Here is a 15,669-nt window from a genome sequence, read left to right as displayed (position 1 = left end):
ATGAAGATACTGCTGATGTGCTGGCGCGACTCCACCCACCCGCAGGGTGGCGGCAGCGAACGCTACCTGGAACGCGTTGGCGAGTACCTCGCGGCGCAGGGCCACGAGGTCATTTTTCGCACCTCCAGCCACACCGACGCGCCGAGGCGCAGCACGCGCGGCGGCATCCGCTTCGAGCGCGCCGGCGGTAAGTACGGCGTGTACGTGCTGGCGCCGCTATCCATCTGGCGCAACCGGCCGGACGTGATTGTGGATACGCAAAACGGGATCCCGTTTTTCGCGCGCATGTTCACGCGCCGCCCGGTCGTGCTGCTCACGCACCACTGCCATAAGGATCAGTGGCCGGTGGCGGGCCCGGTCATCGGGAGGCTGGGCTGGTTTTTGGAGTCCAAGGTGGCGCCGCGGGTGTATCGGGGTGCGCGGTATGTGACGGTGAGTGAGGCGTCGAAAAGCGATCTGGTGGCGCTCGGCGTGCGCGAGCGCGACATCGCGATTGTGGAAAACGGCGTGGATCCGATCCCGGGCGAGCTGCCTGTGGTGCCCGACGACGGCAAGGTGCACGTGGTCACCTTGTCGCGGCTGGTGCCGCATAAGCGCATCGAGCACGCCATTGACGCGATCGCTGGGCGCGACGACGTGGTGCTGGACATCCTTGGTTCCGGCTGGTGGGAGGATAAACTGCGCGAGTACGCGGCGGGGCGGGCGGAGATCCGCTTCCACGGGCATGTCAACGACGCGTACAAGCATGCGGTCCTCTCGCGCGCGGCGCTGCACCTCATGCCGAGCGCGAAGGAGGGGTGGGGTATCGCAGTCATTGAGGCCGCGCAGCACGGCGTGCCGACTGTCGGCTACTGCGCCGCCGGCGGCGTCAATGACTCCATCATCGACGGCGAGACGGGCTTGCTGGTGGATTCCAAGGCTGAGTTCGTGCAGGCCGTGGAGCAGTTGCTTGCCGACGCCCCACTGCGCCGCCGCCTCGGCGCCGCCGCCCAGGCGCGGGCGGAAAAGTACTCGTGGGCGGCAACGGGAGAGAAGTTCGCCGCGGTGCTGCGCGGTGTGGTTGGCGCCAAGCGTTAGTTAACGCAGCTCAGTAGCCCAGTTCAGCTGCTGGATCTTCGTATCCAGCTGGCGGTACTCCTTGGCAGCGCCGTCGGACATCTTCCGCAGCGCGGCCGCGTCAACGGTGGGAACGTAGCGGACCTCGGAGCGCGAGTAGCGGTTCATGCGCTCGGTTGCCGCGTCCGCGACAGCGGAGTACAGCCGGCCCGCGCGCAGGAGGGCGTCGCGCCTGGCAATCGCGTCGGTAAGCGTGGCGTCGCCCTCGAAGGTGGTCACCGAATTGGTGTGGTTGATGCGGCGCACCAGCGTCTCAATCTGCTCGAGGACGTGCGCCGCCTCTTCCAGCAGCTCGGCCGGGTTTTCGGCGGGCTCGTCGCCTTCCTGCACCAGCGCCTGGTCGACCAGGCGAGAACGCAGCTCGTCTAGACGGTGCTGCGCCTCGGCGCGTTGTGCGAGTGCCTCTGCAAGCAACATGGTGGCCCCTTTCCTTTTTACGTATGCGTCCCCGTATCCCAACCCTCACGGGTCCCGGGTGTGGCGGGAGTGCGTCTTCCAACACTGCGGTAATACTCAGTTATCTGTGCGTTCCCTGGTGGGGAGTGCTCGTGTGCTCGATGCAGGCCGCGTCACAATGCAAGGGGTGGCCGTGCGGCAAAGGGCCTGATCAGAGTCTCCAGCCTTACCCGGGCTGGCGCGGGTGAGTGTTCGCTAAGACGCACGCCGCGGCCCGGGGTTCCCGCTACCGACAGCATGTAGCAGGACAGTATAGCAAAAACCGCAGCCCCCGGCCCGCGTTGTGCGGGGAGGGGGCTGCGGTTGAGCTCAGCTCAGCCGGGCGCGGGTTACGCGGCGGTTGCCGGCCACAGGTTGCCGGATCGCAGGCGTGCGCTCATCTCTGCTTCGACCAGGACCGGGATGAAGTGGTCCAGGGTGGCGCCATCGCGGTGCGCCTTGAGGATGGAATCGAAGGCGAGCCCGATCGCCTCGGCGTCGAAGCGGTCGGACCACTCGGCGATGAGGTCTTCGCGGATGTTGCGCAGTGCGCGCTCGCGGATAATAGAAAAGTCGATGTTGTTGATGTCCTTCATGAGGGTCTCCTTTGCTGTGTCTTGGGGTAGTTCCCCCGGACTACCGGGTACGTAACCCTGTGTTCATCTGCGGTTAACTTTAGTGGCACGGGTTGAATCATGCAAGGATTTCAATGATTGGGCCTGCGCATTTATTGGCGTGAGCCAACTAAAAACAGAATATACGCTGGTAAACGGGTTTTTCTACGAATTTTCCGTGATCCATATATGTGTGAATAAAAATACGTGTGAACACTGTTACGCTTGTGACATGACCAACCTGGAACGAGACCGCAGGGTGAACGGCGTGCCCTTGGCCGTCATTCTTGTCGCCACGGTACTGGTGGTGCCGATGGTCGGTGGATTCCGCTCCGATCCGTTCAGCTGGATCCTTCTGGGATGCTTCGCCGCCTACGCCTTCCTTTACTCGCGCATCACGCTGCACGTCTGCGTTGACGACCGTGGAGGTAACTCCGCCCTGCAGCTGCGCCTTGCAGGCCGAGAAACCGCAATCCCGCTGGATCGGATCACCGGCGTCGAAGAGGCAGGCCCGCAACCGAGCGTGTGGTCTTGGATGTTCTCCCCACCGCACTTAAGCGGCCCACGGAAGGTCGACGGCGCTGAGTGTTACTCCGTCGGTGGCCCGACAGTACGCATCAACACCACATCCGGCGACTACGCCGTTTCCGTGCCCGACCCCGAGACCTTCGCCGCCGAGCTGCGCGAGCGCCTCCCCGCAGATACCGCGTAGCCTAACGACGCGACGTAACCCGCGAAAAGCGCAATCCCCACCGGCGGCAGCCCGCGCGCGGGTGCGCCGGTCTCCAGCACCCGCCCGTCCGGGTACACCACCAGCCCCACCCCGAGCTCACGCAGCCGCGCCACATCGACCGGCTCCTCCGACACAGCCTCGCGCGCGGCGACCCACCGTGGCGATGGGGGATCGACCAGGGTGGCGTCGACAAGCAAAGCCCCGGACTCCACGACATTCGTACACTTCGGCGCCGCATCGACCGTCGGCTCGCCGCGCACGAGCGTCAGCGGCGCACGCTCAGCGAAATACACATCGCGGCCCGCGGCCTCCACCGCCGGGCACTCGACAGCGGCGGGGCGCAGCTTTGCGACGCTCACCGCACCGTCCGGCACCTGCAACAGCGCACACGCCAACGCGGCCGCGGCGCGACGCGGGGTCAGCGCCCCCGCCGCCGCGACGAACGCCGGAATAGCCAGGATGAGCCACTTCTGCGCGTCGCGGAGCAAACCGCCACCGGGTACGTGCGTGACCACGGGGTTGGTCAGGCCCGCCCAGGACGCGAGCGCGACCGCGAAACCCGCGGCCGCCAACGCCAGCCAGCGGCGCGGAACCGCACGCCACCCCAGCCCGAGCAGCACGAACAGCGGGATGCCGAACAGGGCAAAGCCGACCTCGCGCGAAGCCGGGACCGCCGCCCCGTTCCAGATGCCGCCCAGTCCCATGAGCGCGCCGAGGGTGCCCACGTACTGCTCCGCGCGCGGCGCGAACGCGGCAGCGCTCTCGGGCGTCGCCGTCCCGCCGCCGGTAGCGAGCGCACCCGCCACCACCCACGGCGCACACGCCAGCACCGCAACAACCACGCCCACGCGGTCGCGCACAAAGCAGGCGCCGGAAATCGCGCCGGTGGGGGTAAGCGAGGCAACCCACTGCGCCAGCGGGCTTGCCCTTCCACTCAGCGCGACCAGGGGAATGAGCCACGCGGCGACGGCGAGCGACCACTGGCCCTGCAGCAGACGCTCGATGACCAGCGGGTTCCACACCGCCACCGTCATCGCCGCCGCCTTGCCCAGCGCGTGGGTACCAAGGCGGTGGCCGGCGAACGCTGCAGCGGCGGCCGCGCCGACGACGAGCACACGCACGAGCAGGACCGGGAACGGGACGAGGCCCAGCAGCGCGTCCTGTGGCACGTTGCGGGCGGGCAGGTCGCCGAAGCCGAGCGAGGCGCGGGTGAGCGCCATGTCGGGCAGCACCATCATGTCGCGCAGCGCGAACGCGTCGCCCGGCAGGAAAAACGGCCAGGTCAGGCCCAGCACCAGCAGGGTGCCGTAGGCGGGCAGCAGGTACTTAGCGGCGGCGCGCAAGGAGCACCAACGCCCACACGATTGCAATTGCGGCGACGAACCGGGTCAGCAGCGCCATGATCTGCAGCGCGCGCAGCCACGTCGTTTCGCTGCGGGCGCGGTCCACCGCCGCGGACTTGGAGGCGTCATCGAGTGCCCAGACGCCGGAGGGGAGGGACCAGGTTTCGTCGATAAGCGTGCCTGTGCGTCGCTCCGCATTGACCGTCCGCTGGGTGCCGTCGGGCAGCGTGGCGCGGTACTGGTAGGTATCCAGGCCGCCGACGGAACCCGGGCCGAGATAGTCCAGCGGGACCGTGGCCTGCGCGCCGGGTTCGAAGTAGGGGTACGAGCGGCGCTCCGGGCGGTACGGCAGGTAGGCGCCGAGGCCCTGGTGGTCCTTCTCCGGGAAGGCGGTGGTGGGGTTGATCTGGAAGGAATCAGTAAACGCGTTCGGGCCTGTCTGCTCGGTGGAGAGCGTGTAGATGTCCTTGTCCTTGCCCGTCGTGGGGTCCGCGGCCGTGGACTTCTCCAGCGTCGTCGTGCGGGTGAAGTGCTCACCGTCGGGGCCGTCGAAGGTCATCGCGTAGGTGCCGGTGGGCATGGTGCGCTGGTGTGCGATGACGATCGGCGATGCAATGTTGAACGCCAGCGCGCCGACGGCGATGCCCGCCGCCCACGCAAGTTTGCGCTTCTTTACAATGTCCACATCGAAAAGCTCACCGAAAACCACACTCGAAACTCTAACCTACTGCCGGAACTCGAGGGCCTGCGCGCCGTCGCCGCCCTCGGGATCCTGACCACGCACGTTGCCTTCCAAACCGCGAACCACTCGCCACTGCTCGCGCGCTTCGACTACTTCGTCGCCGTGTTTTACGCCCTGTCCGCGTTCGTCCTCGCCCGGCGCGGGCCGCGGCCCGGGTACCTCGCGCGCCGAGCGGCGCGCATCGCGCCCGCGTACGTGGTGTGCGTGGTGGTGGCCCTGCTCGCGTTGCCCGCCTTAAGCGGGGTGGGCGTGGGCCAGGCGGTGGCGAACCTGCTCATGCTGCAGATCTATGTGCCAGGTGGGCTGATCCCCGGACTCACCCAGATGTGGTCGCTGTGCGTCGAAGTGGCGTTTTACCTGGTCCTGCCGCTGTACCTGGCGCGCGGCGGGCGGGCGCGCAGGCGGGTGCTCGCCGCGGCGGTGGTGGCGGGGCTGGCCTGGCCGTGGCTCATCCAGCCGCTCTCCAACCCGGAGGTGGTCAACCTGCAGATCTGGCCGCCGTCGTACGCGCCCTGGTTCGCGGTGGGGCTCGTCTGCGCGGAACTGGAGCGCGTCGGCGTGCGCTATCGCGGCCCGCGCTGGCCGTTCCCGCTGCTGGCTATGCCGGTGGCGTGGTTCGCCGGGGTCGTCGGGCCGGAGGGGCTGACCCACCCCACGCCGGCCGAGTTCAACGTGCGCGTCCTGCTCGGCGCACTCTTCGCCGCCCTGTTCGTTGCGCCCTACGCGCTCGGGCCGAGGGAGGGCGGGACGCTGCTGTCTACGCGGCCCGCGATGTTGGCCGGGCGCTGGTCATACTCCGTGTTCCTGTGGCACATGGCGGTGCTGGACCTGGTGTTTCCGGTGCTCGGGGTGCCCGTCTTCGGCGGACACTTCTGGCTGGTCCTGGCCGTGACGGCGGCCGCGAGCCTGGCCGTGGGCTACGTTTCCTACGAGCTCGTGGAGGTGCCCGGCGCGCGGGTGATGCGCGCGGCGCTGGCTACTCGTCGCGGTCCGGCCACGCCAGGCACGCCACCGCGAAGCACCCCACAACCGGCAGGAGCGTAGCGCCCGCATAGCTTGCCGACGGCCACGGGGCCCTCGCCAGCACCAGCCCGGCGACCACCAGCGCGCCACCGGACAGCCACGCGGACGGCAGTACGGTGAAGCGCCGGATGGCCCACGCGGAGACCGCGGCGACGAGCCCCGCGACCGGGCCGGCGGCGACGACGGCGACGGTGGCGAGCAGCGGCGCGGCGCGGTCGACGCGGGGCAGCTCCGGCGGATCGGCCATGCCGCCGTCGCCCCGCCTGCGCACCACTGCCACCAGGCACGCCAGCGCGACGAGGGCGCTGAACGCGCCGCCGAGCAGGAGGGAGTACCGGTAGGTCGCCTCGCCGGCGAAGTACATGCGGAACTCGCCGGAGGCTCCGGCGGGGACGGTGAAGGCCTGGGTCGCGGCGTCGATAAGCGTGGGCTCGAGCGCGTGACCGCCGACGGTGGCGCGCAGGCCAGCATTGAACGCGCGGGTGGTGATGATGGTGCGCGCGTGGTCGGCGGGGGCGAGCGTGGCGGGCAGCGGGGACCAAATGGGGGTCGGCGCCTCGCCGCGGGTGAGCGCGACGGCGTCGCGGCGGGTGAACAGGTCGTGGGGGCCCGCGGGCAGGTGGACGGGGCCGGAGGGGTAGCGGGTGCCGTCGATGGTGGCGGGCGCGTCGAGGTGCCACGTGGCGTCGACGGCGGTGGTGAAGCGGCGCTGGATCACCTGCGTCTCGGGGAAGTGGCGCTGGAAGAAGTAGGTGTCGGCAGTGCCGGGGACCTCCACGGTGCGGGACACGCCCGCGTCGAGCTCGGCGATACCGACGCGCTCTGTCAGCCCGATGCGCGTGGTGCCAGGCGCGCGGATCGTGCGCGGTTCGCCCGCGACGAGGGTGACGCGGCGCTGCGCTCCGCCCGTGAGCTCCACGGTGGTGGTGCGCGTTGCGGTGAGCGTGAGCGACTCCGCCACCGGCGGCACCTCGATCCACGGGTGGCGGTCGCCCGGCGCGGGCCACCACGCGGTCTCCGGGGCGCCGTCGAAGGCGCTGGTCAGCGACGCCCCGGCGACCGCGCCGCCGAACGCGTTCGCGTCCGCGGCGGAGGAGGAGGCGCGCACCTGCCCGCCGTCCTCGGCGACGCCGACGCGCGTGCCGGCCGACGGGTAGTCGGGCAGCCGGTTGCCCACGTTGCCGCCCTCGCCCTGCGCCAGTGGCGCGGACTGCGCGCCGCGGAGCGTACCGTAGTTGCGCTCGGCCAGCGCCGGGGTGTCCGTGACCACGTTCGCATGCCTATCGACGAGCCGCGCCGGGAAGTACCCCCACCGCGCCCACAGCAGCGGGAGGACCTCGCCGCCGCCGTCGACGGCGACCGGTTCCGCGTCCGTGATCATGGCGTCGCGCTGGGGCTCGAGGAGGTAGATGTCGACGCCCGTGTCGTCCCCCTCGCCCCGGAAGCTCACGGTGGGCTCGCCGAGGTTGCGCGCCACGTAGGCGGGGTCTACCGGCGGGGCGGTGGTGGCGGGCGGGCCGGTCGCCAGGTCGTGGCGCACCACCACCGCACCGACGCCGATGGCGCGCAGCGCCTCCGGGTCCACTGCACGCACCTGGCCGTCGAGGCCGCGGATGGCCTCCGGGTCGGCGAGGGGGACGGCGTCGCGGAACGCGAAGCGGGTGCTGGTGAGCGCCTGGATCGGCTCGTCGCGAGTCCAGCCCCAGGTCTGGCGGGCGAACGAGGCCGACGGCACGACCAGCGTACGGGTGCCCGCGGCGTGCTCCTCCAGCCACTCGCCGGCGGCGACCCACTCGGGCGAAATCTCCGTCCACGTGCCGTCGGGGAGCAGGCGCAGCGACCACGCCGGCGCCACCGCGACCGCGGCGGTGAGAACCACACCCGCCGCCCGGGGGCGGTCCACGCGGGCGAGCAGGTGGCCCACCCCGATAGTCAGGGGGAGGCGGACGAGTGGGTCGAATTTGTGCAGGTTGCGGAAGGGGGCGAGGGGGCCGTCGAGAAGCGGGACCCAGAAATGCGCGGAGCAGAAGAGGGCGAACCCGACGGCGAGCATGACCACCCACGCGCTGCGCCACGGGACGTCGCGGCGCGCGAGGCCGGCGAGGCCGAAGCCGGCCACGAGCGCGGTGGCCAGGACGAAGACGGGCTCGCCGACGACGAGGAAGCCGGCGGTGCGCTCGGCGTCCACGAACGGCGCCCAGCTGGTGGCGCCGCGCAGGACCTCCACGGGGTTGAGCCAGGCGGTGGTGACGGCGGCGGACTCGATGAACTCCGTAAACGGCGGCGAGTAGCGGCCGAGCACCATGAGCGGGCCGATCCACCACGCCGAGACCGCCGCCGCGCCCAGCGTGAACCAGGCGGCGCGCGCGTACTCGCGACGGCACAACAGCCAGATGAACGCGGGCACGCAGGCAGCGATCGTGGCGGTGGCGTTGACCGCGCCCATCGCCGCGACCGCGAGCACCGCGCCGGCGACGCGCGGGCGGGCCCGGGCGAGCGGGATCAGCGTCCACGGCACGAGCGCCACCGGCCACGCCTCCGAGGAGATCGCGGTGAGCGTGGTGAGGATGCGCGGCGACAGCGCGTAGAGCAGTGCCGCCGTGACCTGCGGGACGCGGCCGCGCACCCCGGTGCGGCGCGCCAGGAGCAGCGCGCCCGAGTACGCCAGGCACACAAGCAGGGTCCACCAGGCACGTTGCGCCACCCACTCCGGCACCCCGGCGAAGTGCGTGAGCAGGAAGAACGGGCCCTGCGGGAAAAGGTAACCGTAGGCCTGGTTCTGCACCTGGCCTAGGGGGAACTCGTCGGTGTAGGCGTGCGTGGCGCGGGCGAGGAAGCGCGCCGGGTCGACGGAGAGGTCCAGCTTGGTGTCGGCGGCGACCCGGCCGGGCGGCTGCAGCAGGACGGTGAGCGCCAGCAGCACCCAGCCGCCAATGTGTGCGCGCAACGGCTACTCCCGGGAGCCGTACTCCGGCCCGCCCAGCACGGCATCGTCCGCAGCCACGGCCCCGCCCTGGGGCACGGTGCTCTGCCCGGAGACGGAGGCGACGCCCAGCACGCCGACCACCCCGAGCACGGCGCCGACGACCGCGGAGGCGATCACCGGGTTGGCGGCACGGCGCGGCAACGATGCAGGCAGGCGCAGAACTTGGTGGGACATGCGCATGAGCCTACCAGCACGACTACACTGGTACCGTTTCTTCCAACTCGAAGGGGGCGCGCGTGTCCAAGATGCTGCAGCGGAACCGGGCGGTCGCCGTGTGCGTCGGCGGCGTGCTCGCCGTGGCGCTGCTCGTCGCCGCCCTCACCGCGCGCCCCGAGCTGGGCGGCGAGCCCTCCGACACGGCCCAGCAGGAACCCACGCAGACCGTCCAGTCAGAACAGCCAGAACAGTCAGGGGAGCCCGCCGCGGTCGTCCCGCCCGCCCCGCAGCCGGCCCCGAGCGCGCCGCAAAGCCCGGCGCAGCAGCGCGTCCCCGCGGACTTGCGCGCGCGGGTGGCGTCGCTGATGGTGGTCGGCGTGACCAACGAGGCGCAGGCCCGCGCCGCGCTCGACCAGGGCGTCGGTGGCCTGATCATCCCGAGCTGGGCCGACCCCGCGCTGCTTACCGCGCAGGGCCACAACATCGAGGCGCTGCGCGCGCAGTACCACCACCCGTTCTCCGTGGCCATCGACTTCGAGGGCGGCCGCGTCCAGCGCCACACCGACGTGATGGGCAGCTTCATGGCCCCGCGCGAGCTGGCCGCCCGCCCGCCCGAGGTCATTCGGGGCACCGGCTACGACATCGGCCGTTCCCTGCGCGGGCGCGGCGTCAACGTGGATTACGCCCCGCTCCTGGACCTTGATGTCTCTGGCCTGGACATCGTCGGCGACCGCGCGTTCAGCGGCCACCCGGACGAGGTCGTGCGCGTGGGCACGCTGTTTGCGCAGGGGCTTATCGACGCCAACGTCACCCCCACCTTCAAACACTTCCCCGGCCACGGCCGCGCCTCCGGCGACACGCACCACCAGCTCGCCGTGACGCCGCCGCTGGACCAGGTACGCGAGCTGGACATGCGCCCGTTCGGCCCGCTCCTGCAGCGCTTCCCGCGCTCGAGCGTGATGATGGGCCACATGATCGTCCCCGGCATGGGCCCGGAGGGCGTGCCCAGCTCCCTGAACCCGGAGGCGTACCGCATCCTGCGCGACGGCGACTACCCGGGCGGCGTCCCGTTCGAGGGCGTGGTGGTCACCGACGACCTCTCCGGTATGCGCGGCATCCTGGACTACGCGCCGACGCCGGAGGCGGTCAAGCGCGCGATCGCGGCGGGCGCGGACCAAGCGCTGTGGTCCTCGGGCGCGGACGTGCCGCAGGTGATCGACGGGGTCGTCGCCGCCGTGCAGTCGGGCGAGCTGCCCGAGGCGCGCGTGAACGAGGCTGCGGCGCGCGCCCAGCAGCAGCTGATCAACACCGGCCTGTAAGTCCGCGGCCAGCCACGCATGCGAATTCGTTGCTACATCTACTACCCCATCTACTACCCTGTGGCAGGTGACTACTTCCTACAGGCAAACTTCGTCGCACCGCCGCGCCGGGTCGTCCGGTAAGGCGGGCAAGATCGCGCTCGGCGCCGTCCTTGGCCTGCTCGCCGTCGTCCTGGCCGTATACCTGGCGGATCTGGCGCTCAACCGCGGCAACGTCCCCCGCGGCACCACGGTCGGCGGCGTGGCCATCGGCGGCATGTCGCCGGACGAGGCGCGCGAGCGCCTGCAGGGGGAGCTTGGCGACGTCACCGAGCAACCCGTCGAGGTCACGGCGGCAGACAAGCGCGCCCAACTCGTGCCGGCGGCGGCGGGGCTGGGGATCGACTGGCAGGCGACTGTCGACGCGGCGGGGATCCAGTCCGCGAACCCGATCCCGCGGCTGACGGGCCTGTTTACGCAGCACGAGGTGGACGTGCAGGGGAGCGTCGATAAGCACAAGCTCGACCCAGAACTGGCACGGGTGAAGGACGAGCTGTACGTGGCGCCGGTAGACGGCGCGATCCACGTCGACGGCGGCAAGGCGAATGTGACCGACCCGAAGCTGGGGCAGGAGGTGAACCCGGCAGACCTCGAGGCTGCGGTGACGGACGGCTGGCTCGACCCGGAGGGCGTGGACGTGGAGCCGCAGCCCGTGGAGCCCGCGATCAATGACGCGGTGATTACGCAGGCGATGGACGGCCCGATCAAGGCTGCGCTGGGCGGGCCGCTGACCGTCAACGGCCGCGACGGCGTGACGGCGACCATTCCGCAGGAGCGGATGGGCGAGGTCGTGCAGTTCAACAACGTGGAGGGGCGCATCCAGCCCGACGTGCACCGCGACGTGGCGGGCGCGATCCTTGGTGAGGCGCTCGGCGGGACGCAGACCGAGATGCGCAACGCGCGCGTGCTCGAGGGCGGCGGGGTCGAGCCCTCACAAGACGGCACCGAGGTGGACTGGGACGCGACCTTCGACGGATTCGAGGACCGCCTCCTTGGCGATGGGGAGCGTACCTGGGACGCCGCGTACCGCCCGGTCGAGGCCGACTTCACCACCGAAGACGCGCAGAACGCCACGTTCAACGAGGAGGTCGGGTCCTTCACCACCGGCGGCTTCTCGGGGCCGTCCGGCACCAATATTGCGCTGGTGGCGCAGACCGTCAACGGTGCGATTGTGAACCCGGGCGAGACCTTCTCGCTCAACGGCTACACCGGGCCGCGCGGCACGGCCCAGGGCTACGTGGAGTCCGGCATCATCCTCAACGGCCACTCCGACATGGCCGTGGGCGGAGGCATCTCCCAGTTCGCGACAACGCTCTACAACGCCGCGTACTTCGCGGGCATGACTGACATCGCGCACACGCCGCACTCCTACTACATCTCCCGCTACCCGGCGGGCCGCGAGGCCACCGTCTACGAGGGCGCGATCGACCTGCAGTTCCGCAACGACTCGAACCACCCCGTGCGCATCCAGACCGGTGTGAGCGGCGGCGAGCTCACCGTGAGCCTCATGGGAGTGAAGACGGTGCGCGTCGAGTCCGCCAACGGCGGGCGCTGGGCGCAGACCCAGCCGAACACGATGAACCTTTCGGGCGCGACGTGCAGCCCCTCCAGCGGCTCGCCCGGGTTCACCACCTCGGACACCCGGAGCATTTACGACCTCTCCGGCAACCTCATCGACCAGGAGACCCAGACCACGGTCTACGACCCCGAGCCGATTGTGAAGTGCGGCTAGGTCCCGTTTATGCCCACGGGATGGGCGGCGGGGTGTGCTCCCCGCGCTCGCGGGTGAGGCCCCACAGCGTGAGCTCGGTGAAGACCGGGTCGCGTTCCATCAGCGCGTGCCGCGGGGCGTAGCCGTCATAAGCGTCGGCGACGTTGATGTTCACCACGTCCGCCCCGTCGACCGCGGCCAGCATGGACGTCGCATTGGGCGTGACCAGCACGTCCGCGGGCGAGTACAGCGACGTGTACACGATGCCCGGCACCGTATCGGGCACGTTGAGACGCGTACGCACCCACGGCGAGTCCGCGAGCTGCTGGATCACGCCTGGCGACGCCAACGCCGACGCCGCCCGCGGGTGCCGAGTTATGAACGGGGTGAAGCGGGGAGCGCGGCCGCGCACGTCGGTGCCGTGGAAGTTCGCTCCCATGGCGACCACGCGCCGCACCTTCGGCGCGCCCCCGTTGGCGATGAACAGCTTGGTCATGAGCCCACCCTGCGAGTGTGCCACGATGTCTAACTTCGCAGCCCCGGTCTGCTCCAGGACGTGGTCCACGTTCGCGTGCACGTCCTCGATGATGCTGTCCAGGTTGCCCATGCCGTAGAAGCCGGGGGCAAGCATGTCGCCGTAGTCGGCGCCCCACACCCAGAAGCCCTCGTCGCGCAGGCGCTCCGCGTTGGGGCGGAACGCCCGGGCGCGGCTGGTTACGCCGTGGATGTACATGACTGGGGTGGTGTACGAGGGCGAGAAGTCCGGGTCGTTGAAGGGCAGCGGTGGTCGGTTGCGCGCGGCGTTGGCCGCGCCGAGTGCGGCCGAGCCGACGACGATCATGGTGGCGAGCTTCATGCGTATCCAGCATATGTGGTTGCGCGCTTCCTTGACCGGGAGTTTTCGCTCCGATACGCTGGTCGACGGATCAAGAAGTCCGACGCGCTCTTTCTAGTGACTGCTGTTGCAGTGTGATTTGAGCAAGGCCTCCCGGCCCGTCGGCTGGCAACCGCGCAGATCGCGCACGGTGCCCCCGGGAGAAGATCTGTCGGCGTTTGCAACACCGCGCGCCGAAAGTGCGACCTTCCAAGGAGAGCCCTCATGGCTTTGACGTCCTGGCTTCCCGCCACTTTGGACAACATCAACCAGACCGTACTGACCTTTTCCGCTGGTGGTGAGCTGCACGTCCGCGTGTTTGGCACCCAGCTCGCGGCCTTCGACGTGGTTCAGCGGGTGGGTACGAACTTTGAGTACTCGCCGGAGCGCAACCGTCTGCGCGCGGCCGCTGCGGAGGGAGGCGTCCCCGGCGAGGAGGTCCCGCTGCCGCCCGCCCGCGATTACGCAGCGGTGGATCACACCCACTGCAGGCTCGTGGCGGATGGCCACCGCCCGCACTGGATCCCGGTCACCCGCGCCGCGAACTCACGCGACGGCGAGGCCGGCGGGTGGACACGGGTGGAGATCCTGCAGGTCGAGGGCACGCGTGTGACGTTTGCTACCGACGACGGCGTGGTCCAGGGCTGGTTCCACAACCCCGACGTGCTGGCCACCGGGTGGCGCTACCACCCGAAGTGGCGGGTGCTGGAGGCCGCGTCGGGCGAGGTCGCCGTGCTCGCCGCCCAGCCGATCGGGGCGTGCTGGGCGTAAGTTGACGGAGCTTCGGCGGTTGGGCGCCCCCTTCTGAGTACCTTCATGACGAGGACAGGATGACGAGGGTGCGACAAAAATTCCGCGTCTTCGTCACCCTGCCCTCGTCAAACAGGCCAAACCCCCAACCCCGCCCCGAGCCAGACACACCGCACACAAAAACCAGATTGCACGCGTGGGGATTGAGGGTGTGAATCCCACTGTCGTGGGTTTGATGAGGTAGTCGATGTTGCGGAAGCTTTGGCATCGGCGTGCGTTGTGCTCCGTACGTTGTTTCAAAAACGGGTTTCATCAAACGGAACAAAACCTGGGACACTTCATATCCCACCCCAGGCCTAATGACTTGGGTGCAGCGGCAACGCTCATCCGATTTAGGCAGAGTCGTTGCAGGATCCAGTGGGTCACCTGGTCCGTGGTCTTTGAATTGTCGGGCGCGCAGGCAAGGCCAGCACGGAAGATCTTCTGCAAGCAACGCTTGTTGGTGCACCGGTAGCGTGGAAGGCGCACATGAAGTTGTTGGGTGGCCGACGATGGGCAGATCGACCAGGCTGCGGATGACGTGGTCGCGGAATACTCCAGGCTGCCCGCAGGTAGGGCATTCATTGATCGGCTCGACGGGTTCGGCTTCAATAACAGTGACGTCACCGTTTTCTGTGGCACCGGTGATAGTAGTTCCTAGTTTTGCGGTGCGGCAGATGGTATCGACGATGACATTTCCGTTAGGCTGCACAGTAGGTCCTTAGTTTTGTACGGATGGATTAGATACCTTTTTCCTACAAAGCCAAGGACCCCAATATCTTGTGCCACGCCCGAACCCCCGGCGAACTAATCAATGCACTCTAAAACCGGAAGAGCCCTTTTAGTACTACTGGTGGATTTCGGTTTTGGTGGGGATTAACGCCGCCGGCTTCGGTTTTTCCGTTGAGGAGGTCGTTGACTACTTCCCGATGGTGAAATGGGTCGATGGTGAGGTAGAGAGGAACCAGTCACCTGGAAGAGATCGATCCAGTCGTTGGTGTGCAATCTGGGAGGTAGGGTCGCGGGGTCGATTCCTCGCGAGCGCAACCATGATTGTGTTTCTGAACGTGATGAAAACAACCCTGCCCTTCGGAGAATTTCCCCTATCCCGCGTCCCCGGGCAGTGAAAACGGTGTGCACCATCGCCTGAAAGGCTTTGCGCTGCTCTATCGGAATCTTCGGGTCACCCACCCGGCGGATCACTAAGATCCCCCCGTCAACGTTTGGCTGTGGCCGGAAAGCAGACCTTGGTACCCGAGAACCCAGGTGAAATGTGAACCATGGGGACCACTGAGCCGTCATCATCGTGCTTGCGCCTACCCCGGCCCGGCGGCGAGCGACTTCCCACTGCATGAGGAGTACAGCGTCAGTCCATGCTGGCGCATGCAGCAACTTTCGAAGAATGGCAGTGGTGAGGTGAAAGGGAATGTTTCCCACAATGACGCAGGGAGTGGCGGGTAACCGGAAGTTAAGGAAATCATCATGGACCACTTCGACCGCCGCCGAGGAGGTTTCTTGTGTGATTTTGGCAGCTAGTTTTGCGTCCACTTCAACTGCCGTTATCGCCCTCCCCAAGTGGGCCATCGGGTGAGTGAGGGCACCGCTTCCTGGTCCGATCTCAATGATGGGGCCGGAGGTTTGTTTCACAAGGTCGATGATGGAGTTGATGATCTTGTGGTTGGTGAGAAAATTTTGGCCATGCTCGTGACGGCCGTGTCCGTATGCAGACATCAGGTGTGCTCCTTGGATTTGAAAGGGAGCCGGGCATGACAAATAGCCGCCCGGCTAA

The 15,669-nt window shown here is 68.6% G+C and carries 14 protein-coding genes, 1 pseudogene and 1 riboswitch; of the genes and pseudogenes, 6 read left to right on the top strand and 9 right to left on the bottom strand.

The window, feature by feature from the left end; genetic code table 11:
- Positions 1–1,077 (top strand): glycosyltransferase family 4 protein, encoded by a 1,077-nt coding sequence (locus tag EAW56_RS07315; RefSeq protein ID WP_122085898.1) that lies wholly within the window; start codon positions 1–3, stop codon positions 1,075–1,077.
- On the opposite strand, the gene EAW56_RS07310 is transcribed toward EAW56_RS07315, so the two are convergent.
- Both EAW56_RS07310 and EAW56_RS07305 read right to left on the bottom strand, forming a co-directional pair.
- A complete protein-coding gene (locus EAW56_RS07310) occupies positions 1,078–1,533 on the bottom strand; it encodes a DIP1984 family protein (protein ID WP_122085896.1) in 456 nt (151 codons plus the stop codon).
- 368 nt (positions 1,534–1,901) lie between these two features.
- Positions 1,902–2,147: a three-helix bundle dimerization domain-containing protein gene (locus EAW56_RS07305; protein WP_122085895.1), complete on the bottom strand. Its 246-nt coding sequence runs from the start codon at positions 2,145–2,147 to the stop codon at positions 1,902–1,904.
- Positions 2,148–2,397: 250 nt separating this feature from the next.
- Between EAW56_RS07305 and EAW56_RS07300 the strand changes: the two genes are divergently transcribed.
- On the top strand, positions 2,398–2,877 hold the full coding sequence (locus EAW56_RS07300) for a hypothetical protein (protein ID WP_147453264.1): 480 nt from the start codon (positions 2,398–2,400) through the stop codon (positions 2,875–2,877).
- On the opposite strand, the gene EAW56_RS07295 is transcribed toward EAW56_RS07300, so the two are convergent.
- Positions 2,802–4,241 (bottom strand): MmpA family trehalose lipid delivery protein, encoded by a 1,440-nt coding sequence (locus EAW56_RS07295; protein WP_208636495.1) that lies wholly within the window; start codon positions 4,239–4,241, stop codon positions 2,802–2,804. The two genes, EAW56_RS07300 and EAW56_RS07295, sit on opposite strands and share 76 nt — an antisense overlap.
- Positions 4,225–4,950: a porin PorA family protein gene (locus EAW56_RS07290; protein ID WP_244213380.1), complete on the bottom strand. Its 726-nt coding sequence runs from the start codon at positions 4,948–4,950 to the stop codon at positions 4,225–4,227. Before EAW56_RS07290 ends, EAW56_RS07295 begins: the two co-directional genes overlap by 17 nt.
- Between EAW56_RS07290 and EAW56_RS07285 the strand changes: the two genes are divergently transcribed.
- A complete protein-coding gene (locus EAW56_RS07285) occupies positions 4,927–6,027 on the top strand; it encodes an acyltransferase family protein (protein WP_208636497.1) in 1,101 nt (366 codons plus the stop codon). The two genes, EAW56_RS07290 and EAW56_RS07285, sit on opposite strands and share 24 nt — an antisense overlap.
- Here EAW56_RS07285 and EAW56_RS07280 read toward each other — a convergent pair.
- Positions 5,960–8,953 (bottom strand): alpha-(1->3)-arabinofuranosyltransferase domain-containing protein, encoded by a 2,994-nt coding sequence (locus tag EAW56_RS07280; RefSeq protein WP_122085890.1) that lies wholly within the window; start codon positions 8,951–8,953, stop codon positions 5,960–5,962. The genes EAW56_RS07285 and EAW56_RS07280 overlap by 68 nt on opposite strands.
- Positions 8,954–8,956: 3 nt before the next feature.
- On the bottom strand, positions 8,957–9,166 hold the full coding sequence (locus tag EAW56_RS07275; RefSeq protein ID WP_095275761.1) for a DUF2613 family protein: 210 nt from the start codon (positions 9,164–9,166) through the stop codon (positions 8,957–8,959).
- Between the two features lie 71 nt (positions 9,167–9,237).
- Between EAW56_RS07275 and EAW56_RS07270 the strand changes: the two genes are divergently transcribed.
- Both EAW56_RS07270 and EAW56_RS07265 read left to right on the top strand, forming a co-directional pair.
- Positions 9,238–10,467, top strand: coding sequence for a glycoside hydrolase family 3 N-terminal domain-containing protein (locus EAW56_RS07270; protein ID WP_122085925.1), 1,230 nt, complete (start codon positions 9,238–9,240; stop codon positions 10,465–10,467).
- A 67-nt stretch (positions 10,468–10,534) separates the two neighbouring features.
- On the top strand, positions 10,535–12,238 hold the full coding sequence (locus EAW56_RS07265; RefSeq protein ID WP_415528534.1) for a VanW family protein: 1,704 nt from the start codon (positions 10,535–10,537) through the stop codon (positions 12,236–12,238).
- 7 nt (positions 12,239–12,245) lie between these two features.
- Here the strand turns inward: EAW56_RS07265 and EAW56_RS07260 are convergent, their stop codons facing one another.
- Positions 12,246–13,073, bottom strand: coding sequence for an esterase/lipase family protein (locus tag EAW56_RS07260; RefSeq protein ID WP_122085889.1), 828 nt, complete (start codon positions 13,071–13,073; stop codon positions 12,246–12,248).
- Between the two features lie 115 nt (positions 13,074–13,188).
- Positions 13,189–13,300, top strand: a riboswitch (SAM riboswitch).
- Between the two features lie 16 nt (positions 13,301–13,316).
- Here EAW56_RS07260 and EAW56_RS07255 point away from each other — a divergent pair.
- Positions 13,317–13,862 carry a hypothetical protein gene (locus EAW56_RS07255; RefSeq protein WP_122085887.1) on the top strand — a complete coding sequence of 182 codons (546 nt, stop codon included), beginning with the start codon at positions 13,317–13,319 and terminating at the stop codon, positions 13,860–13,862.
- Positions 13,863–14,174: 312 nt separating this feature from the next.
- Here the strand turns inward: EAW56_RS07255 and EAW56_RS13015 are convergent.
- Positions 14,175–14,592: pseudogene (locus EAW56_RS13015) on the bottom strand (transposase family protein); the annotation flags it as partial.
- Between the two features lie 164 nt (positions 14,593–14,756).
- Positions 14,757–15,611 carry a 23S rRNA (adenine(2058)-N(6))-methyltransferase Erm(X) gene (locus tag EAW56_RS07250; RefSeq protein WP_011117480.1) on the bottom strand — a complete coding sequence of 285 codons (855 nt, stop codon included), beginning with the start codon at positions 15,609–15,611 and terminating at the stop codon, positions 14,757–14,759.
- Positions 15,612–15,669 lie beyond the last annotated feature (58 nt).

It is taken from the genome of Corynebacterium gottingense (genome assembly GCF_003693265.1).
GTDB classification, from domain to species: domain Bacteria; phylum Actinomycetota; class Actinomycetes; order Mycobacteriales; family Mycobacteriaceae; genus Corynebacterium; species Corynebacterium gottingense.
This window is presented reverse-complemented; position numbering and strand designations above follow the sequence as displayed.

Excerpts from the sequence above, each read along its gene's own strand:
- EAW56_RS07315 (WP_122085898.1), top strand. The coding sequence starts at position 1 with ATGAAGATACTGCTGATGTGCTGGCGCGACTCCACCCACCCGCAGGGT.
- EAW56_RS07310 (WP_122085896.1), bottom strand. The coding sequence starts at position 1,533 with ATGTTGCTTGCAGAGGCACTCGCACAACGCGCCGAGGCGCAGCACCGT.
- EAW56_RS07305 (WP_122085895.1), bottom strand. The coding sequence starts at position 2,147 with ATGAAGGACATCAACAACATCGACTTTTCTATTATCCGCGAGCGCGCA.
- EAW56_RS07300 (WP_147453264.1), top strand. The coding sequence starts at position 2,398 with ATGACCAACCTGGAACGAGACCGCAGGGTGAACGGCGTGCCCTTGGCC.
- EAW56_RS07275 (WP_095275761.1), bottom strand. The coding sequence starts at position 9,166 with ATGTCCCACCAAGTTCTGCGCCTGCCTGCATCGTTGCCGCGCCGTGCC.
- EAW56_RS07270 (WP_122085925.1), top strand. The coding sequence starts at position 9,238 with ATGCTGCAGCGGAACCGGGCGGTCGCCGTGTGCGTCGGCGGCGTGCTC.
- EAW56_RS07260 (WP_122085889.1), bottom strand. The coding sequence starts at position 13,073 with ATGAAGCTCGCCACCATGATCGTCGTCGGCTCGGCCGCACTCGGCGCG.
- EAW56_RS07255 (WP_122085887.1), top strand. The coding sequence starts at position 13,317 with ATGGCTTTGACGTCCTGGCTTCCCGCCACTTTGGACAACATCAACCAG.
- EAW56_RS07250 (WP_011117480.1), bottom strand. The coding sequence starts at position 15,611 with ATGTCTGCATACGGACACGGCCGTCACGAGCATGGCCAAAATTTTCTC.